Source organism: Lacicoccus qingdaonensis (assembly GCF_900101075.1).
Classification (GTDB): domain Bacteria; phylum Bacillota; class Bacilli; order Staphylococcales; family Salinicoccaceae; genus Lacicoccus; species Lacicoccus qingdaonensis.
Map to the genome: position 1 here is coordinate 1 of NZ_FNFY01000004.1, position 21,586 is coordinate 21,586.

Annotated in this window: 14 protein-coding genes, 1 pseudogene and 1 other annotated feature; of the genes and pseudogenes, 10 read left to right on the top strand and 5 right to left on the bottom strand. The window is 43.7% G+C overall.

The genetic code is table 11. The annotated features are described in order from the left end of the window. A pseudogene (locus BLR15_RS03435) lies at positions 1-245 on the bottom strand (IS21 family transposase); the annotation flags it as partial. A gap of 101 nt (positions 246-346) precedes the next feature. Between BLR15_RS03435 and BLR15_RS03440 the strand changes: the two are divergent. The 3 genes from BLR15_RS03440 (at position 347) to BLR15_RS03450 (ending at position 5,576) form a co-directional block, all read left to right on the top strand. Then, entirely contained in the window at positions 347-1,393 is a 1,047-nt protein-coding gene (locus tag BLR15_RS03440; RefSeq protein ID WP_092984726.1) for an AbrB family transcriptional regulator, read from the top strand. Between the two features lie 36 nt (positions 1,394-1,429). Then, positions 1,430-1,638 (top strand) — a binding site (T-box leader). 38 nt (positions 1,639-1,676) lie between these two features. Then, complete coding sequence (locus BLR15_RS03445) at positions 1,677-4,298, top strand: valine--tRNA ligase (RefSeq protein WP_092984728.1); 2,622 nt, start codon at positions 1,677-1,679, stop codon at positions 4,296-4,298. A gap of 15 nt (positions 4,299-4,313) precedes the next feature. Next, entirely contained in the window at positions 4,314-5,576 is a 1,263-nt protein-coding gene (locus BLR15_RS03450; protein ID WP_092984730.1) for a bifunctional folylpolyglutamate synthase/dihydrofolate synthase, read from the top strand. 90 nt (positions 5,577-5,666) lie between these two features. On the opposite strand, the gene BLR15_RS03455 is transcribed toward BLR15_RS03450, so the two are convergent. Both BLR15_RS03455 and mscL read right to left on the bottom strand, forming a co-directional pair. Further along, entirely contained in the window at positions 5,667-7,031 is a 1,365-nt protein-coding gene (locus BLR15_RS03455; RefSeq protein ID WP_092984732.1) for a YfcC family protein, read from the bottom strand. A gap of 164 nt (positions 7,032-7,195) precedes the next feature. Beyond that, entirely contained in the window at positions 7,196-7,567 is a 372-nt protein-coding gene (gene mscL, locus BLR15_RS03460) for a large conductance mechanosensitive channel protein MscL (RefSeq protein ID WP_052256196.1), read from the bottom strand. Positions 7,568-7,820: 253 nt separating this feature from the next. Between mscL and acnA the strand changes: the two genes are divergently transcribed. Then, positions 7,821-10,526 (top strand): aconitate hydratase AcnA, encoded by a 2,706-nt coding sequence (gene acnA, locus BLR15_RS03465; protein ID WP_052256198.1) that lies wholly within the window; start codon positions 7,821-7,823, stop codon positions 10,524-10,526. Between the two features lie 67 nt (positions 10,527-10,593). On the opposite strand, the gene plsY is transcribed toward acnA, so the two are convergent. After that, positions 10,594-11,178 carry a glycerol-3-phosphate 1-O-acyltransferase PlsY gene (gene plsY / locus BLR15_RS03470; protein WP_052256200.1) on the bottom strand — a complete coding sequence of 195 codons (585 nt, stop codon included), beginning with the start codon at positions 11,176-11,178 and terminating at the stop codon, positions 10,594-10,596. A gap of 216 nt (positions 11,179-11,394) precedes the next feature. Here plsY and parE point away from each other — a divergent pair, with 216 nt between their 5' ends. Genes parE through BLR15_RS03485 form a run of 3 tightly spaced genes read left to right on the top strand, consistent with a single transcriptional unit; the run spans position 11,395 to position 17,298 of the window. Beyond that, on the top strand, positions 11,395-13,380 hold the full coding sequence (gene parE, locus BLR15_RS03475) for a DNA topoisomerase IV subunit B (RefSeq protein ID WP_092984734.1): 1,986 nt from the start codon (positions 11,395-11,397) through the stop codon (positions 13,378-13,380). Then, positions 13,373-15,787 (top strand): DNA topoisomerase IV subunit A, encoded by a 2,415-nt coding sequence (gene parC, locus BLR15_RS03480; RefSeq protein WP_092984736.1) that lies wholly within the window; start codon positions 13,373-13,375, stop codon positions 15,785-15,787. The genes parE and parC overlap by 8 nt, the downstream gene beginning before the upstream one ends. A gap of 59 nt (positions 15,788-15,846) precedes the next feature. Continuing rightward, complete coding sequence (locus BLR15_RS03485) at positions 15,847-17,298, top strand: alanine/glycine:cation symporter family protein (protein ID WP_052256205.1); 1,452 nt, start codon at positions 15,847-15,849, stop codon at positions 17,296-17,298. Between the two features lie 42 nt (positions 17,299-17,340). Here the strand turns inward: BLR15_RS03485 and BLR15_RS03490 are convergent, their stop codons facing one another. Then, positions 17,341-18,276, bottom strand: a complete 936-nt coding sequence (locus BLR15_RS03490) for a DUF1002 domain-containing protein (protein WP_245696545.1) — start codon at positions 18,274-18,276, stop codon at positions 17,341-17,343. Positions 18,277-18,446: 170 nt separating this feature from the next. Between BLR15_RS03490 and BLR15_RS03495 the strand changes: the two genes are divergently transcribed. The 3 genes from BLR15_RS03495 to BLR15_RS03505 all read left to right on the top strand — a co-directional run bounded on the left by BLR15_RS03495 (position 18,447) and on the right by BLR15_RS03505 (position 21,566). Continuing rightward, on the top strand, positions 18,447-19,460 hold the full coding sequence (locus tag BLR15_RS03495) for an LCP family protein (RefSeq protein ID WP_092984738.1): 1,014 nt from the start codon (positions 18,447-18,449) through the stop codon (positions 19,458-19,460). Between the two features lie 97 nt (positions 19,461-19,557). Continuing rightward, a complete protein-coding gene (locus tag BLR15_RS03500) occupies positions 19,558-20,820 on the top strand; it encodes a Y-family DNA polymerase (protein ID WP_092984740.1) in 1,263 nt (420 codons plus the stop codon). Between the two features lie 308 nt (positions 20,821-21,128). Continuing rightward, a complete protein-coding gene (locus tag BLR15_RS03505) occupies positions 21,129-21,566 on the top strand; it encodes a GNAT family N-acetyltransferase (protein ID WP_052256213.1) in 438 nt (145 codons plus the stop codon). The last annotated feature ends 20 nt before the right edge of the window (positions 21,567-21,586 follow it).

Sequence of the window (21,586 nt, forward strand, 5' to 3'; positions counted from 1 at the left end):
AAGAATTTAAATATACTATACGCACTGCATTGAATCTCCAGTTTGTCATGGATGATCGGTTTAAATTCATCCAATTTACTCGGTCTGCTCATTCTTTTCTGCTCCTCTGTGTTTTGGCTTTCTGCCGCATAAGCTGCTTTCACCGTGCGATAGTCACACCCATACTGACGGGCTAATGCGGCAAAGTTGGGCTTGATACCATCGATCATAAATTTTTTGACTCCTTCACGTACGTCTTTCCTCATGAATATCCTCCTTAGATGTCATAAGAAAAGCATACAAAAAAATGTAGGTAAACCAACAATTTTAAATTGCCGATTTCCTACATTTTAATACTGCCATTTACATGTTGTTATTATTAGCAATCACGGTATCCTGGGTATTGAATGCGGCTGGCATGATACTGCCCTGGCTGTTTGGCTCCATGATCGCAACATTTTTATTCATAAGATTTGCAACTAAAGATTTTTATTATCCAAAATGGCTCGGAAATGTCGGGATATTCGTCATCGGTTTTGAGATTGGATCGACTTTTACAGTGGATGCTTTGCATGAGATGGCCGGCGAGATGGCAAACATCATCATCATCACATTCCTCATCATCGGTCTGAGTCTTGGTTTATCGACGATTTTTATGAAGCTGACAAAATGTACACCTGAAACTGCGCTGTTGTCATCAGTGCCGGGTGCACTCAGCCAGATGCTGATTCTGGCCGAAGAAGATAAAAAGGCAGATCTGCTGCTTGTGACGATTACGCAGATGTCGAGAATCATAATGGTCGTGATTCTTGTGCCGCTGATCGCGAGCTTCTTTACTGCAGACAGCGGTACAGCTGCCGTCGCAGAGGATCAGGGACCTCTCCTGACGGAAATGCTGGATCCGTCACTTCTGCTGATTTTGGCCGGTGCGTTCGTCTTGATGTATTTACTTAAACTGATAAAGTTCCCGGTGCCTTTTATGTTGGGGCCGATCATTGCAATGCTGATCTGGAATATAACCACAGGACATCATTTTTCACTGAATATCGAATTTATGAATATCGCGCAGGTCCTGTTCGGTATAAGAATCGGCATTCAGATTTCATCACTGCTGTACCAATTGAACAGCAGAATGATCGTTTCCATGCTGATTCAGAACACACTGCTGATCTTTGGCACGCTGTTAATCGTCGGGGTTTATCAGATGTTTACGGATCATTCCTTCAACAACTTGTTTTTGAGTGCTGCACCAGGCGGTATCGGACAGCTGATCATTGTTGCTGTTGAAATGGGAGCGGACATAGCAATGATTTCAAGTTATCATATTTTCCGTATATTCTTCATCATATTATTCGTGACACCGGTGGTCAGCTACTATTTGAAGTACAGGCGCAGAAAACATAGTGAAACTTGACAGTATAAACATATTTGTATAAGATAAATTTAATTGGATAAAGAGGTCGGAAGAGTAGTCATGATCGGGTTTTCAGAGAGTATGTGGCAGGTGCGAACATACCGAAAATCATGAGGAAAGTAGTCCGATATCAATTCAGTCTGAACCTTCAGTAGGACTGAACGTATGTATGCGTTAAATATTCGAGTGCAGCAATATTTTTATTGCTGAATTTTAGGTGGAACCGCGGAACTCCCGTCCTATTACAGGATGTGGAGTTTTTTATTATGAGAGGAGTTTTTTTATGGAAATGCCAAAAAAGTATCATCCGGGAACTATCGAAGAAGGTAAATATGAAAAATGGGTCAAAGAAGGTTATTTCAAATCAGATGCAGAATCTGACAAAGAGCCGTTCTCCATCGTCATTCCGCCGCCTAACGTGACGGGGAAACTTCACCTTGGCCATGCATGGGACACCACTCTGCAGGACATCATAACACGTATGAAACGTATGCAGGGCTATGAAGTGTTATACCTGCCGGGTATGGACCACGCAGGAATAGCCACACAGGCAAAAGTGGATGCACGCCTCCGTGAAAATGGCATCAGATCACATGAAATCGGCAGGGAAAAATTTTTGGAGCATGCCTGGAACTGGAAAGAAGAGTATGCAGACTTTATCAGAAACCAGTGGGCAAAGCTCGGGCTCGGCCTGGATTATGATAAAGAGCGTTTCACGATGGATGAGGGGCTTTCCAATGCTGTCAGAAAAGTATTTGTGGATATGTACAATAAAGATCTCATCTACCGAGGTGAGTATATCATCATCTGGGATCCGAAAACAAAGACGGCTCTGTCTGATATTGAAGTGATCCATAAAGAGATCGAAGGCAGATTCTATCATGTAAAATATCCTCTCACTGACGGCTCCGGATTTTTGGAGATCGCGACGACACGTCCTGAAACAATGCTCGGCGACACTGCGATTGTCGTTCACCCTGAAGATGAGCGGTATAAAGACCTGATCGGCAAAACAGTCACTCTGCCGATCATCGAACGAGAACTGCCGATCATTGCAGACAGTTATGTCGATAAGGAATTTGGTACCGGTGTGATGAAAGTGACGCCGGCGCATGACCCAAATGACTTTGAAATCGGCAACAGACACGACCTTGAGCGTATTAACGTCATGCACCCGGACGGCTCCATAAATGAGCTTGGGGGACCGTATGAAGGTCTTGACCGTTTTGACTGCCGTAAGCAGCTGGTGAAGGACCTGGAAGAACAGGACCTTATGATCAAGATTGAATCACACATGCACTCGGTCGGACACTCTGAGAGAAGTGACGCTGTTGTTGAGCCGTATTTATCAACGCAGTGGTTTGTAAAGATGGACAAGCTCGCCAAAGATTCAACGGATAACCAGAGTACGGATAACCGTATCGAATTTGTGCCGCCGAGATTCGAACAGACATTCAATACATGGATGGGCAACATCCGGGACTGGGTGATTTCCAGACAGCTGTGGTGGGGACATCAGATCCCTGCATGGTATCACAATGAAACCGGTGAGATTCATGTCGGCATGGAAGCACCAGAAGACAGTGAGAACTGGACACAGGACGAAGATGTTCTGGATACATGGTTTTCAAGTGCACTGTGGCCGTTCTCGACTATGGGCTGGCCTGAAGAGACTGCGGACCTTAAGAAGTTCTTCCCGACAAATGTGCTTGTTACGGGCTATGACATCATATTCTTCTGGGTTGCGAGAATGATTTTCTCCTCACTGGAACATACAGGCGGGAAACCATTCGATGATGTTTTACTGCATGGGCTTGTACGTGACGAGCAAAATCGCAAGATGTCAAAATCACTCGGCAACGGTGTGGATCCGATGGATGTCATCGATAAGTACGGTGCGGATGCACTAAGATACTTCCTTGCGACCGGTTCGACACCGGGGCAGGACCTGCGCTACAGCGATGAAAAAGTCGAGTCTGTCTGGAACTTTATTAATAAAATCTGGAATGCTTCAAGGTTCGCCCTGATGAATATCGGTCCGGACTTCAAGATGTCGGATATTAAGCTGGACGGCAAAAAGTCACTTGCGGATAAATGGATACTGACGAACCTGAATACTACGATCAATGAAGTGACACGTCTTTCCGCGAAGTATGAATTCGGTGAAGTCGGCAGACTGCTGTATAACTTTATCTGGGATGATTTCTGTGACTGGTATATTGAAATGGCAAAAGTACCGATGACAGAAGGTACTGATGAAGAGAAGCATATGACACGTTCAGTACTGCTTTATACGCTGGATAAAATTCTTAAGATGCTTCATCCGTTCATGCCGTTTGTCACTGAAGAGATTTACCAGACAATCGAAGACGGCCGTACAATTGTGACGAGTGAATGGCCGGTTGCGAATAATGATCATATTGATGAATCGGCGAAAAAGGAAATGGCGCTCTTAGTCGAAATCATCAAATCTGTCCGTCAGACAAGAAGCGAAGTGAATACGCCGCTGTCAAGACCGATTGATATCAAGATAGAGGTTAAAGATGACGCGAGACGTCAGGCCGTGGAGGCGAACAAACATTACATCATCCGTTTCTGTAATCCGGGAACACTTGAAATTGCTGCCGGGATCGATAAGAATGATGATGATAAAACGAGTGTGATAGGCGGGGCAACAGTCATTTTACCGCTGGCGGGACTGATCAACAAAGAAGAAGAAATTGCGCGTCTGAATAAGGAAAAAGAACGTCTGGCCAATGAGCTGAAACGTGTACATGGAAAATTGAGCAATGAGAAGTTTGTTGCGAATGCACCTGAAAACGTGGTGCAGCAGGAAAAAGAAAAAGAAGCCAAGTATCAGTCGCAGTATGATGAAGTGTCATTGCGCCTGCAAAGCTTGCAGTAAAGGGGTATTATCTTAATGAACTATCAAGAGAGTTTATCTTGGATTCATGACCAGATGAAATTTGGCATCAAACCGGGTATCGGCAGAATGAAGTGGATGCTGGAGCGGCTGGGTTCACCGCAAAATAAGATAAAAGGTATCCATATCGCAGGAACGAACGGTAAAGGATCCACACTGAGTTATATGAGACAGGCAATGAATGCGAATGATTACTCGGTCGGCACTTTCACATCCCCGTACATTGAAATATTCAATGAACGTATTTCTCTGAATGGGAAGCCTGTTTCAGATGACACGATAGCAGAACTCGCAACCATCGTCCGTCCGGTAACTGAAGAGATGACTGAAAAAACCGACCTGGGTGCGGCCACCGAATTTGAAGTCATCACTACGATGATGTTCGTCTACTTCGGTGAAATACACCCGGTGGACTTTGTCATAGTGGAAGCTGGTCTCGGTGCCACGCATGATTCGACCAATGTATTTTCACCGGTCATGACAATACTGACAAGTATCGGTCTCGACCACACTGAAATACTCGGGGATACACTGGTCGATATAGCGAAAGATAAGGCAGGCGTCATCAAACAGGATATTCCGCTTGTATACAATGTTGCCGATGATTTGAGCAGATCCCATGTGCAGAAAGTATTGGCGGAAAAGAATGCCAAAAGCGTTGAACTGTATAAAGATATATTCATCTATCATCAGGGCAATGAATTTGGCTTTAAATACGGCAACTATGACTTTGAAAATATTCAGCTGAAGATGATCGGCATGCACCAGCGGGAGAATGCGGCATTGGCCATGGCGGCGCTTGTAGAGCTGCAGGAGCGCGGGGAAGTATCTTTGAACCTGAATAAGATGGTCGATGCAATAGAAGAGACCGAATGGACCGGCCGCATCGAAACATTGCAGGATTCGCCTCTGATCATCGCAGATGGTGCGCATAATAACGAGGCGGTCGATGCTCTTGTTTCGACGATGAAGGACTATTATGGAGACAGGAAGATCACAATACTTTTCTCTGCAGTGAAAGGCAAGCCCATCGGACCGATGGTGGAAAAGCTGAATGACATTGCGGATGAATTTTTTGTCACGGAATTTGAATTCTTCAAATCCCTGCCGCTGGAAGACATTTATGATGCAGTCAGTCATCCTGCCAAGAGGACTGTCAAGGACTATGAGAATTTCATCAGGGATTTTGACGGCGACCTGCTGCTCATCACCGGCAGCCTGTACTTTATCAGCGATGTCAAACAGCGCTTCAGCAAATAGAACAGAACATATTCAAAAGGAGGCGGATCTGCTTAAAAGATCCGCCTCCTTTTTATATGAGGATGCTCACTTGATCGCATTTTTAATTTTCTAAAACGGACCGTACCCGATGACGATGCTGACGGCCATGAACACTGAGCTTGCGATTATCCATGTCAGCATGACGGGCCAGACGAATCGCAGCCATTTTTCATATGGTATCTGAGCGATTGAAAGTCCTGCCATCAGAATTGCTGAAGTAGGGAACAGATAGTTCGATAATCCGTCTCCAAGCTGGAAGGCGAGGACGACAGATTGCCTGGGTACGCCGACAATGTCTCCGATCGGTGCCATCAGCGGTATTGTTGTGGCTGCCTGGCCGGAGCCTGACGGGATGAAAAAGTTGATGATGAATTGTGTGAAGAACATGCCGACTGCGGCGATTGTCGATGGCAGTCCCTCAAGCACTGAACTTACTGCGAAGATGACTGTATCGATGATGGTGCCGTCTTCTAAAATCAGTAGGATACAGCGTGCAAGCCCAACGATCAATGCTCCGAAAGTCACATCTTTTGCACCTTTGATGAAGTCTTCTGCGATAGCATTCGGCGAGTTGCCGCCGATAAATCCTGAAAGTATCCCCATAGCGAGGAATATGGCTGCGAGCTCTGTGCCGGTCGACCAACCATTGACGACACCGTAGACAATCAGTGCAAGACCGCCAAATATTACAAGAAGCACCGCGATATGCCTTTTTGTCAGATCTTTGAATTCATACGTTTCAGTGCCGGCTTGCTTTTCCAGGTCATATATGTAACTGTTCTGTTTATCTTTTTGCACGCGTTTACCGTATTTGTAAACGAAGAATGCAGCGATGCCTACAAAGATGATTTGAACAATGATGCGCAGGCCCATACCCGAGAACAGCGGCAGTTCTGCAATTTCCTGCGCGACGCCGACTGTGAATATGTTCATGAATCCTCCGGAGAATCCTGCTGCGGCCCCGAGGGCGACCATTGACATGCCCGTTATCGCATCCATCCCGAGGGAGCGTGCAAGTATGACGCCCATCGGAATGAATATCAGAGTGGACTCTGCCATTCCGAATGTTGCGCCGCCAAATGAGAATATCAGCATTGTCAGCGGTATGAGTATGATCTCTTTATTTTTTAAAAGAGAGACGATTTTGTTGATGCCTGCTTCAATCGCACCGGTGCCGTTGATCATTCCGAAGGCACCGCCGATGATGAATATTAAAAAGATGATGCTTGCGGCGTCAACCATGCCGAGCGGAACGACTGTGAAAACCTGTGTCCATTCGACAGGATTCTGCTCAATATATGTAAATGTTGTTTCATCGACGACCTGCCTGCCTTCTGAGTCTTCATAGCGGTCATATTCACCGGCAGGGATAATATAACTCGCGATGGCGGCCACGATTACAATCGCATAAATCAGGACGAACGCATGTGGCATTTTAATGTTTTTAAATATTGTAATCAGCCTCCTGTTTATAAGTGTATGTGATAAGTATATCGTAACGATTTACTTATTTGTATACTATTTTCAATTATTACAGGTGGTACAGCATCATCTGGTATAATAAAAAAAGAAAACCGGATTAATCCGGTTTCCCCATTTTAGTTATTTGGTTTGTTGTCTTTTACCAATGAATCTCTGATTTCTCTTAACAGCACAAGCTGTTCATCTTCTGCTTCTTCTTCCACAAATCTGTTTTTAGTCAGCTTATTGACCACTTTGATGAATACGAAGATCGCAGCTGCAATGATCAGGAAGTCGATGATCGCCTGGATGAATACGCCGTAAGTGATGCCCATGTAAACCCAGTCCGAAGCAAAATCAGTATCTCCAAAAATCAGTGCGATAGTGGGCATGATGATATTTTCAACGAGTGCCTCAACAATTTTACCGAAAGCTGCACCGATGACGACTGCTACAGCTAAATCCAATACATTACCGCGCAGTATAAAATCTTTAAATTCCTGCCACATAATATTTACCTCCAGGTAGTTTTTGTATTAAGTAATCATTTTTACTTATTAAATATACAACAACGAGTTGTAAATACAAGTGATATTAGTATATTTCTACATAATAAATATTTATACTGCTCATAGTTAATCATAAGTATTAGTTATTATTGTTAGTTAATTATTTGTATCATAATTTGAATTGTGAACCATTTACAAGCTTTAATTATCAGGTATACTGTATATAAGACTAATTTTAGGGGGCAAATTTACAATGGGTCAAAATTACAAAACTGATGCAAAAAAGACGTTCAGTTTGAATAATGAAACATATAACTATTACAGTTTGAAATCATTAGTTGAAAAAGGTTTTTCAGAAACGGCAAAATTGCCATACTCAATCCGTGTACTTCTTGAGTCTGTTCTAAGACAGTATGACGGCGAGGTAATCAAAGATGAACATATTGAAGCTCTTGCTAAATGGGATGAAGGCGACTTCGGCAATGCAGAAGTACCTTTCAAACCCTCGCGTGTCATACTGCAGGACTTCACTGGTGTACCGGCGGTCGTAGACCTGGCTTCACTCAGAAAAGCTATGGATGATGTCGGCGGCGATGTACAGAAAATCAACCCTGAAGTACCAGTGGATCTAGTCATCGACCACTCTGTACAAGTAGATGAATACGGTACTCATCAGGCACTTCAGAAAAACATGGAACTTGAATTTGAAAGAAACAATGAGCGTTATGAATTCTTGAACTGGGCAACAAAATCATTTGACAACTACCGTGCCGTTCCACCGGCAACTGGTATCGTCCACCAGGTAAACCTTGAGTATCTGGCAAACGTTGTACATGTAAGAGAAGAAAATGACGAACTTGTTACTTATCCGGATACACTGGTTGGTACCGACTCACATACAACGATGATTAACGGTCTCGGTGTACTTGGCTGGGGTGTCGGCGGTATTGAAGCAGAAGCAGGAATGCTTGGACAGCCTTCATACTTCCCAGTACCTGAAGTGATTGGTGTACGTATGCAAAACGCTCTACCTGAAGGTGCGACGGCAACAGACCTTGCACTTCGTGTGACTGAATTACTCCGTCAACACGGCGTAGTCGGTAAATTCGTTGAGTTTTTCGGCCGCGGCGTAACAGAGTTACCGCTTGCTGACCGTGCAACAATCGCAAACATGTCACCTGAGTACGGTGCAACAAACGCATTCTTCCCTGTAGATCAGGAAACACTTGATTACATGAAACTGACAGGACGCAGTGCAGAACAGATTGAGATTGTTGAAACATACCTTAAAGAAAACGATATGTTCTTCGATCCTGACGTTGAAGCGACATATACAGATATCGTCGACCTGGACCTTTCAACTGTGGAACCATCACTTGCCGGTCCAAAGCGTCCGCAGGATTTAATCCCACTTTCTAAAATGAAAGAAGAATATGAAAAATCTGTAACTGCCGAGAGCGGCAATCATGGTCATGGTCTTGATAAGAGCGAGTTTGAAAAAACAGGCACTGTTGAATTCAACGACGGTTCAACCGCAGAGCTTAAAACAGGCGACCTTGCCATCGCAGCGATTACATCATGTACGAACACATCCAACCCTTACGTTATGCTGGGCGCAGGTTTAATCGCGAAGAAAGCTGTAGAAAAAGGGCTTACAGTGCCTCCATATGTGAAAACGTCACTGGCGCCAGGTTCAAAAGTGGTTACAGGCTATCTGGAAGATGCAGGATTACAGCCATACCTTGATGAGCTGGGCTTTAACCTGGTGGGTTATGGTTGTACGACTTGTATCGGTAACTCAGGACCTTTAAAACCTGAAATCACAAAAACAATCGTCGACAATGATATGCTGGTATCTTCTGTACTTTCCGGTAACAGAAACTTTGAAGGGCGTATCCACCCATTGGTTAAAGCGAACTACCTCGCATCACCGACACTGGTTGTTGCGTATGCACTGGCGGGTACTGTTGATATCGATCTTAATAAAGAACCGCTTGGTCAGGATAAAGATGGAAATGATGTTTTCATGAAAGATATCTGGCCGTCAATCAAGGAAGTAAGAGACGCTGTCATGAGCAACGTTACACCTGAACTCTTCCGCAAACAGTATGAAAACCTGTTTGAATCCAATGAAACTTGGAACCAGATTGAAACGACTGACGCGCCGATGTATGATTTCCAGCCGGAATCAACTTACATTCAAAACCCGACATTCTTTGAAAATCTATCTAAAGAGCCGGGTACAATCAACGACATAAATGGTCTCAGAGTACTTGGTAAATTCGGAGACAGTGTAACTACTGACCACATTTCACCGGCAGGTGCGATCGGTAAAGATACACCGGCAGGTAAATGGTTGATCGAACAGGGCGTTTCTCCTCGTGACTTCAACTCATACGGTTCCCGTCGTGGTAACCATGAAGTGATGGTTCGCGGTACATTTGCAAACATTCGTATCCGTAACCAGATTGCACCGGGTACAGAGGGCGGTTTCACGACTCACTGGCCGACTGGTGAAGTGATGAGTATTTATGACGCAGCTATGAAATATCAGGAAGAGAATACAGGTCTTGTTGTCGTTGCAGGCGACGACTACGGAATGGGCTCCAGCCGTGACTGGGCAGCCAAGGGTACAAATCTTCTGGGTGTCAAAGCTGTCATCGCAGCAAGTTACGAAAGAATTCACCGTTCAAACCTTGTAATGATGGGTGTTCTTCCACTCCAGTTTGTAGATGGAAAGAATGCTGAAGACTACGGTCTTGACGGCAGTGAAACATTTGATATCAAAGTGGGCGAAACAGTTAAGCCTGGAGATATCCTCGATGTTACTGTGACTGATACAGATGGTAATGTTCAAGTCATTCAGGTCAAAGCACGTTTCGACTCTGAAGTGGAAGTAGATTATTACCGTCACGGTGGTATCTTACCGCTTGTTCTTAGAAAAAAATTAAGTGAGTAATCAAAATCATTTAAAAACCCGGTGAAATCATATGATTTCACCGGGTTATATTATTTTTAACAGCGATTTACATAAAAGTTATTTTGGATTCTGTACCATCTTTAATCCGTTTCATATTCGATATATGACGGATGATGACGACAAAACCAAGTACGATCGCAAAGGCCATGAACAGTGGATCCTGTAAAAACAAGGAAAGAACGATCAATACCACTGTAGCTACAATGCTCGATAAAGATACAAATTTGCTCAATTTCAATGTAATTAAAAATGCAGATACTAAAATTATAAAGACGATTGGATTGTAGGCAAGCACTGCACCTCCACCTGTAGCAACAGCTTTCCCTCCTCGAAACTTCAAAAAGATGGGGTAGACATGACCGAGCGCACTGACGAGTCCCGGAATGAATATATGAATATCCATAGCCAGTAGAATGGTGATATAAACTGGGAGCGCACCTTTGAATATATCCAGAATCAATACGACAATTCCAGCTTTTTTGCCTAAAATTCTAAAAGTGTTTGTCGTCCCGATATTACCACTGCCATGTTCTCTAAGATCTACTTTATAAAATATTTTACCTATGAGTAAGCTAAATGGAATTGAGCCAATCAAATAACTGAATATGAGCAGAAGTATTATATTTCCCATTTTAGACTCTCCTTTATTATCAGGTACTAATAGTTTACCATATAAATGAAATATTATAAATTGATAAAAAATCATTAGTTTACTATAATTATATTATGTAAACTAATTAGTGATTTTGTCATTAATTTTTAGCAGAGACTTGCAAAGATTGCGTTTTTATATAAAAATAGTAAGGTAGATAAAAATTCGAACGTATGTTTGTAGGAGGTTTACTCTTTGTCAAAAACGAACAATTATAGTGATGATTCAATTCAAATATTGGAAGGTCTGGACGCAGTTCGTAAACGGCCGGGGATGTATATTGGTTCAACCGATGTGAGAGGTCTGCATCACCTTGTTTATGAAATTGCTGATAATGCCGTGGATGAAATATTGAACGGTTACGGTGATGAGATCAATATCAGACTGAACGAAGATGCCAGTATTTCAATTACAGATAATGGACGGGGCCTGCCGACTGGCATGCACTCATCCAAAAAAACAACACCTGAAGTCATATTCACAGTTCTGCATGCGGGCGGTAAATTCGGATCCGGCAGTTATAAGACATCAGGCGGTCTTCATGGTGTGGGTGCTTCAGTGGTCAATGCCTTGAGTGACTGGATGAATATAGAGATTCACCGAGACGGAAAAATACATGAAATTTCATTTAAAGACGGGGGTAAATTGAATCAGAAGCTGACTGTGACCGGAAAGACTAAAAAAACGGGCACTACAGTCACCTTTAAACCCGACACGCGTATATTCAAGCTCGGCACTTCATTCAATTATGAGATGATTGTTGAAAGAATGAGAGAGTCCGCATTTCTTCTCAGCGGCTTGAAAGTGACAATCGTTGATGCCCGTGCAGATGAAGAAAAAGTGGAAGAGTTTCAGTATGAAGATGGTTTGAAGTCTTTCATTGAATTTTTAAATGAAGGTAAAGATTCCATCGGCAATATCGTCCAGTTCAAAGGGAACTATCAGGACATCGAAGCCGATGTGAGTTTCCAATATAATGATCAGTATACGGAAACAATCATCTCGTTTGTGAACAATGTCAGAACTAAAGACGGCGGGACTCACGAAGTCGGGTTCAAAACTGGATTTACAAAAGCATTCAACGAGTACGCCCGTAAAATAAAAGAATTGAAAGATAAAGATAAAAATCTTGACGGCAGTGATATCCGTGAAGGTTTGACAGCAATCGTCTCAATTAAAGTTCCAGAGTACCAGCTTCAGTTTGAAGGCCAGACGAAGAGCAAGCTTGGAACAAATGAAGCGAGAGCGGCCGTCGAGTCCACACTTGTCGAAAAGCTCCCATTCTATCTTGAAGAAAATGGCACATTGAGCAGCCAGCTTGTTAAGAAGGCGATCAAGGCCAGGAATGTAAGGGAAGCTGCAAGAAAAGCGCGTGAAGAAGCAAGGAGGGGTAAGAAGAACCGTAAGAAAGACACTCTGCTCTCCGGCAAGCTGACTCCTGCTCAAAGTAAAAATGCTAAAAAGAATGAACTCTTTTTAGTCGAGGGGGATTCTGCCGGCGGTTCGGCGAAGCAGGGCAGAGACCGTAAGTTCCAGGCCATACTTCCCTTACGAGGCAAGGTCATCAATACCGAGAAAGCTAAATTTGAAGATATTTTTAAAAATGAAGAAATCAACACCATCATCCACACAATCGGTGCGGGTGTAGGGACGGACTTCAAAGTTGAAGATTCCAATTACGATAAAGTGATCATCATGACCGATGCCGATACTGACGGTGCGCATATCCAGGTACTGCTGCTGACTTTCTTTTTCAATTATATGCGCCCGCTTTTTGAGGCAGGTAAAATTTATATCGCATTGCCGCCTTTATTCCAACTGAAGAAAAAAATCCGTAAAAAAGAAGATGTGCGTTACGTCTGGACCGAAGAGGAATTGGAAAAAGTGCAGGAAGAAATGGGTGGAAACATTGAACTCCAGAGATATAAAGGTCTCGGTGAGATGATGGCTGAACAGTTATGGGAAACAACGATGAATCCTGAAACACGTACTCTGGTACAGGTTTCCATCGATGATGAGGCACTGTCTTTAAAACGTGTCACAACTCTGATGGGTGATAATGTAGAGCTGCGCCGTAAATGGATTGAATCGAATGTCAGCTTCACACTCGAAGATCAGAACAGTATTTTAGAAAACCAGGAAATAGATCATATGGATGAGGAAGGTGACGGCATTGGCTGAAAACATTCAAAATTTGAAACTTGAAGATGTACTTGGTGACCGTTTTGGGCGGTATAGTAAGTATGTCATCCAGGACCGTGCCATTCCTGATGTGAGAGACGGATTAAAACCTGTACAGCGCCGTATACTTTATGCGATGTTCCGGGAAGGCAATACATTTGACAAAAATTACCGTAAAAGTGCCAAAGCGGTCGGTAATGTCATTGGTAACTACCATCCGCACGGTGAGTCGAGCATTTACGATGCCATGGTACGTCTTGGCCAGGGCTGGAAGATGAGAGAAGAACTCATCATGATTCACGGTAATATTGGCAGTATGGACGGAGATCCGCCTGCTGCGATGCGTTACACCGAAGCAAAACTCGCTGAGATATCCAATGAAATGGTCAGAGACATTAATAAGAACACCGTCGACTTTATGAACAACTTTGATGATACAGATGTGGAACCGACTGTTATGCCTTCACGCTTTCCCAATATTCTGGTCAATGGCTCGACAGGTATATCAGCTGGGTATGCAACAGACATTCCACCTCATAATCTGGATGAGGTCATTGATGCTACGTTGAAGGTCATCGACAAACCGACGGCCAAAATTGATGAGCTGCTTCAAATCGTAAAAGGTCCGGATTTTCCGACCGGCGGCATCATCCAGGGTAAGGATGAATTGAAAAAAGCCTACGAGACCGGACGCGGCAGAATCATTGTCCGTTCCAAAGTCGAGACCGAAGAACTGCGCGGCGGTAAGAAGCTGATTGCAGTCACTGAGCTGCCTTATGAAGTGAATAAGGCGAATCTTGTTAAAAAGATTGATGAAATCCGTGCAGACAGAAAAGTCGACGGCATTTTGGAAGTCAGAGATGAAACTGACAGACAGGGCTTGAGAATCGCGATTGAAGTTCGTAAAGATGCGAATATAGAAGGTATCATCAACTATTTGTACAAGCGTACGGATCTGCAGGTGGCATATAATTTCAATATGGTTGCCATCAGTAACAGAGCGCCGAAATTACTTGGTTTAAAAGAGGTTTTAACGAGCTATATTGACCATCAGAAAGAAATCATATATAAACGTTCGCAATTTGAACTTGAGCAGGCAAAAAAGCGGATGCATATTATAGAAGGTCTGATGAAAGCATTGTCGATTCTGGATGATGTCATCCGTCTGATCAGAGAATCTGAAAATAAAAGGAATGCAAAAGAGAATCTTATCGAAGCATTCCATTTCACCGAAGCTCAGGCTGAAGCGATTGTCATGCTCCAGCTTTACCGTCTGACCAACACCGATATTGTTGAGTTGGAGACTGAGCATAATGAACTGGATTATACGATCAATCAGCTGAATGAAATCATTAATGATGAGAAAAAACTGTTGTCGGTCATTAAGAAAGAACTCCGGGATATTAAAAAGAAATACAGCTCGGAAAGATTGACCGAAGTCGAAGATAAGATTGAAAATATTGAATTGGATAAGAAATTGCTGATTCCTCAGGAAGAAACGATTCTTTCCCTGACGAGAGCCGGTTACGTCAAACGGACAAGTCCGAGAAGCTTCAATGCGAGTGAACCTGATGAAATCGGCATGAAAGAAGATGATTTCCTTGTGTATTTGAATGAATCCGATACACTCCAGCAATTGCTGGTATTCACCAATCTCGGGAATTACTTAATCATTCCTGTACACGAAATACCTGATATCCGCTGGAAGGATCACGGGGTCCATCTGTCCAGCCGCTTCAAAATAGAAGCGTATGAAATGCCGGTATTCGCCATGACGGTCGATGACTACAAAGACAGTCTCTCGATTGTCTCGGTTACGAAAAACGGTCAGATCAAGCGCAGTGAGCTGTCACTGTTCGAAGCTGTCAGAATCAAAAGGCCAATCGTCTATATGAACCTTAAAACAGATGATGAAGTGGTCGATGTGGACACTTCGATCACAGGGACAGAGGAGATTTTATTCGTCACTGAAAAAGGGCTGACACTTAAATACGGTCTGGACGCTGTTAATTCGACAGGCTTGAGATCCCAGGGTGTCAGAGCGATGAATGTGAAAAAGGATGATGAAATCATCTTTGCAGGCATCATTAAAGATGAAAGGTATCTGCTGACTGTGTCCAACAGAGGTGCAGTTAAGCGTACAGATCTAGCGTCGTTTGAAAGAGGCGCCCGTGCACAGGTCGGTACAATGCTGCTTAAAGAAATAAAATCAAAACCGCACCGATTGGTCGGAGCCAAATTATTTGATGATAATATCAATGCAGTCATTGTTTCTGATTCAAATAATTCGACGATCAGCGGCAAAGACATCCGGGTCACCGGAAAATATGTGAACGGCTCATTTGTAGTGGATGAGGATGCATTCGGTGAAGTGACCGATGTTTATTTTGATGACATAAATTTATAAAAAACGTTTCATTTTAAGCTCCCAATGTTATAATTCATTAACATAAAGGGGGCTTTTTAATGGAAAGTTTTATCAGTATTTTTGAAAGTATTATTGGAACCATGAATGATCTGTTGTGGGGAGATTTTCTGATCGGGATATTGATTGTGGCCGGTCTTTATTTCACATTGTCCTCACGGTTTGTTCAGATCAGATGGCTTAAACAAATGTTCACAGTGTTGAAAGAGAAACCTGAAACACTGCCTGACGGGTCGAAAGGTATTTCCGCTTTTAAGGCGTTTACAATCAGTGCCGCTTCCCGTGTGGGTACCGGTAATGTTGCCGGGGTGGCAACAGCAATCGTACTCGGGGGTCCGGGTGCTGTGTTCTGGATGTGGATCATTGCGTTCATCGGTGCAGGGACTGCATTTTTTGAATCCACTTTAGGCCAGCTGTATAAAGTGAAGGATAAAGAAGGCGGTTACCGCGGCGGTCCTGCATATTATATGTCAAAAGGACTGGACCAGAAATGGCTGGCCATGTTTTTTGCGATTTTAATCACCGTGACTTTCGGTTTCGCATTTAACGGGCTGCAGGCCAACACCATTGCGGCTGCATATAATGGCGCTTTCGGCATCGACCGTAATATTATTGGTATTATTCTTGCGATACTTACTGCTGTTGTTATTTTTGGAGGCGCAAAAAGAATCGCCAATGTCACCGGCTATATCGTACCGGTCATGGCAACGATTTATCTTGGTGTTGTCATATTCATATTAATTATTAACTATGACCTCGTTTTGCCGATGATCGGACAGATTTTTGCGAATGCGTTCGGTCTGCAGGAAGCTTTTGCAGGCGCTGTGGGTGCAGCGATTCTGAACGGTTTCCAGCGCGGACTGTTCTCGAATGAAGCAGGTATGGGTTCTGTTCCGAATGCCGCTGCATCTGCTGCGGTCAGCCACCCTGTTAAACAGGGACTTATCCAGTCCTTGGGCGTTTATTTTGATACGATGGTCGTATGTACTGCGACAGCTGTCCTTATCCTGATGTATACAGACTTAAGCTATGGCGAGGATGCGACTCAGGGTATTGAAGTGACTCAGGCAGCCATGTCAGCGCAGATTGGCGACTTTGGCAGTATTTTCATAGCAGTCGTCATCTTACTGTTTGCTTACAGTTCAATTTTAGGGAACTATTTCTATGGACAGAGCAACCTTAACTTTATAAAAGAACATCCTGTTATATTATTCGTCTTTAAGCTGTTGGTTATCGGGATGGTTTATATTGGAGCGGTTATGGATATTACACTGGCATGGAACACTGCAGACGTATTCATGGCTCTGATGGCAGTTACAAATATTGTGGCAATCATCGGACTGAGTAAAATCGTCTTTAAAGTGTCGAAAGATTACTCAGATCAGTTGAAAGCCGGCAGGCAGCCGGTCTTCTACATCGATAATGTCGATATCGATAAACATGGTATCGGTGAATGGGACCGGGGCCGTTATGATAAAACAAAAGATAAATAAAAAAATGACCGCATGCATTTGATGTATGCGGTCATTTACTGTTTAAAATAAATTTTTGAAAAAATCAACGATACTGTTGAAGAAGTTGCGGAGTGCTGTGACGAATGAATCCCATGCGCCTGATTCCTGTATTTCCTGCCCGATTTCTTCTGCTTTGTCCTGGGCGTCGCTGAATGCATCGCTTGAAGTAATCTGGTCCACCAGGTTGCGTGAGGATTCAATCAACCTGTCCGCTTCCTCACCTGAAAACAGACCGGATTCCTGAATGTTCATGATGATGACAATGATGCGATCGATCTGATCCTGAGATAAAATATCCTGGAGGCCGTTTTCCTGCATCTTTTCATCGACGATGTTCCTTACATCTTCTTCTGTCACTTCACCGCCGTAATTATTAACGATTTCAATTTTGATTTCAGTAATCATCTTGTTCAGCTGAACTTGTGAAAATCCTTCGACATTACTGTTCTCCTCTGAGATGTCTGAAATTGCTTCAAGTTCTTCCTGTGCATTCTGTGTACGTTCTTCGGGGATGTCTTCACCTTGTACTTCGTATGCTTTATATATCCCTGAAAGGGCACTTTCACCTGTGACATCTTCTGCAGCTGCGATGGTGACATCTGCATCAGTGATGCCTGAAGTGAGCAATGCATTCTGATATGTCTCCTCGGTAATTTTCGTAATTTCACCCATGGATTCGTTGAGTGTTATGTTGAGTCCGTAGCCCGGATCTCTCTGCATGATACGGATGCTTGATTTCAATACGCTGTTGTCATAAAGCATACCCAGATAATTATTAACATCTTCTGAATATACATAACCGGTTTCATCATTATCTTCCGCTTCAAGCAGTCCGCTTGTTTCACTGCGGAGGTTGTCATCGCTCTCAAGCGCGGCGCCATATATCGTCACGGCATTATCCCATTCGGAAGCTGCCTTCAAAGTTGTCGGTATAATGGATATGAGTAACACTGCCATAGCCAGCAGAGTAAATTTTTTATACATAGTCGTCCTCTTTTCATTCGATTTTCACTTATTTTACTACACAGCAGTTTTTAAAACAATTTTTAACCGGTGTATTATATTTACTTTATTATTTGATCGTATAAGAGTAGAATATCTTTTAGAGAAATTTTAGGAGTATGAATATGAATAATGAATATAAACGTGTGGATAAAACGAATACGACCACGCGCAAAAAGATGAAGTTGCGAAAAAGAGCATATATACCATTGATTTTGATTATCTTATTGATCATTGCAATTTTATATATATTCCTGTCTTATCAGTCAGGATTGAAAACTGCAGAGGAAAATGGTGTTGACCACGAAGAGATGACATTTAACGGAACGGATAACAATGACGGCAAGAAAACGTTTCTTCTGCTCGGTGCGGACAGGGAGGAGGACGGTGTCACAAGAACGGATGTCATTATGCTCGGCCAGTATGATTACATGAAGAAAGATTTGAAGCTCGCTTCAATCATGAGAGACGTATATGTTGATATCCCGGGCTATCAGAATTATAAAATAAACTCCGTCTACTCATTGGGCGGTGTCGAACTTCTGAGACAGACACTGGAGACGAATTTCGGCGTCCAGGCGGAAGATTATATCGTCGTCGATTACCAGGCGTTTGAATCGGTTGTGGATGCGATTGATGACGAGGGCATCATGATTGATGTGGAAAAGGACATGTCAGAGAAGATTACGACCGAACTGTTTAAAGGCGAACAGCGTCTGGGCGGAGAAGATCTGCTTGAGTACGCCCGTTTCCGTCAGGACTCAGAAGGTGATTTCGGCCGTGTGAGACGCCAGCAGCAGGTCATCGGGGCGGTCAAGGATGAAATACTGACCGTCGGCGGTGTATTCAATCTGCCGCATGCCATGGGAACCGGCATGGGCTACGTCAATACGAGCATGAGCGAAGCCGAGCTCTATCGTATGGCCGGTTCCTTCCTGGTCCGCGGTGATAAAGATATTGACTCACTCACATTGCCTGTCGAAGGGTCATATCAGTTTGTTGATACGTACCACGCCGGCAGTGTCATCGATATTGACTACGATTGGAACAGTGAAGTGCTGCATCAGTTCCTCGATGATGAACTGGATGATCCGGAAGCACATGAACCGGAAGCTGACGGCGAAGTGCCGCAGCAATAATTATTGAAGGCGCCGAAAGGCGTCTTTTTTCATAGTGACCCGGCGCGGATGATGTGTTATATTTAATACGAACATACGTTCGTAAAGAGGTGAAGCTATGTATAACTATCATATTTGTCCGCACCGGGATATTTTATGTGTGGATTTAAAAAGTTTTTTTGCGAGTGTGTCCTGTATTTTGAAAGGACTGGACCCGATGACGACAAAACTCGCGGTCGTCGGTGATACGAAAAGCATCGGATCAGTAGTGCTTGCTGCCACACCGGAATTGAAAAAGATCGGCATAAAGACAGGATCGCGCCTTTTTGAAATTCCGAACCGGCGGGATATTTATATCATTAATCCATCGATGAAAATCTATCTGGATTATTCCGGAAAAATAACTGAAGTGGCACTGAAGTACGTGGCACCTGAAGATTTCCACCAGTATTCCATCGATGAATTTTTTATGGACGTGACGAAAAGTTATCATCTGTTTGAGAAGTCGCCGTATCTGCTGGCACGGAGAATCAGAAAAGAAATTTATGAAGCGACGAAAATCGACAGTGCCATCGGCATTGGAGAAAATATGCTGCTGAGTAAACTGGCTCTGGACTCTGAAGCGAAGAAAATGAGTGACGGCATTGCAGAGTGGCGGTATCATGATGTGCCTGAAAAGCTGTGGCCGATTACACCGCTGAGAGATTTTTGGGGAATCAACCGGCGCAGCGAAGTGAAACTTAATCAGCGTGGGATTTTTAATATCGGAGATCTGGCGCATTACAACCCGGCGCACCTGAAGCGTGATTTCGGCATCGTCGGCGTCGACTGGCATCTTCATGCCAATGGCATAGATTTCAGTGTCATACGGGAGAAACACGTCGTCCATTCGCCGTCCATCGCAAAGAGCCAGATACTGATGCGGGATTACGAATTTGAAGACATTTATGTCGTTTTATTTGAACAGATTGATGAAGTGGCCCACAGGCTGCGGCTTGCGCACCGGCTTGCGAGAACCGTCCAGTTTTCTGTCGGTACTAAAGACGGTGAAGTATTCAGGAAGCAGTTTACAGTGAAAGAAGGTACCAATAACGAAAACGACATGATGAAAACCGTGTGGCGGCATCTGCTGCAGATGGCGGATACGGAGGCATTGTACCGGACCATCAGTGTGTCGCTCACCAACTTCATCCCCGACAGCATCAAACAGGTCTCCTTGTTCGAGAACATGGAGAAAGTGCTGAAAGAAGAGGCGCTTGTCAAAACGATCGATGAACTGAAAGTAAAGTACGGCCAGCTTTCCGTCATGCGCGCCTTAAGCAGGACAGATGCATCCACTCTGAAACTTCGGGAAGGATTGATTGCGGGACATAAGAGGTAGATTGGTGTATGGTGCAGCGGCGAGTACATCCGTTTGAAATGGCGACGTGCTCGTAATTCGGCCGTCGAAAACAATCAAGTCTGTTGAAATTCTGGATATGCTCGTAATAAGTACATAAAATCCGAGTCTATTGGGATGAATTTATAATGTACTCGGATTCTGTCCTGTCAAAACGAGCATGACCATCTTAAGTAGACTATATGCCTGGAAAATCCATTAAAAAACAATCAGAAGAGGTAGGTCAACAGTTCACATCTGGTGTGTATATGGTAGGATAAAAACATCTAAAAAAACGGGAGGAACAATATATGAGCACCCCGATCATAAAAGAACTGCACACGGCAGAGGAAATACAACAAGGATTTCCGGTGATGAGACAGCTGAGGACGCATCTGGATGAAGAGGCCTATATGGATCTCGTGCTCGAAGCGCAGGCACAGGACCGTTATAAACTTTTTGCGCTCGTCGAGGATGATGAGATTGTGGCCGTCACCGGATTCAAACCGATGATCACTTTGTATTACGGCAGATTTGTCTGGGTGTGCGATCTGGTCACCGACAGTGTCAGCCGTTCAAAAGGCTACGGCAAAACACTGCTTGAGTTTGTCCATGAATGGACTGAGAAAAACGGCTATGACAGTGTGGCGCTGTCGTCCGGTCTCGAGAAAACCGAAGCCCACCGTTTTTACGAGGATAAAATGGATTATGACAAAGTCAGCTACGTTTTTAAAAATTCATTGAAATAAAAACCGGAATAGATGAAAAG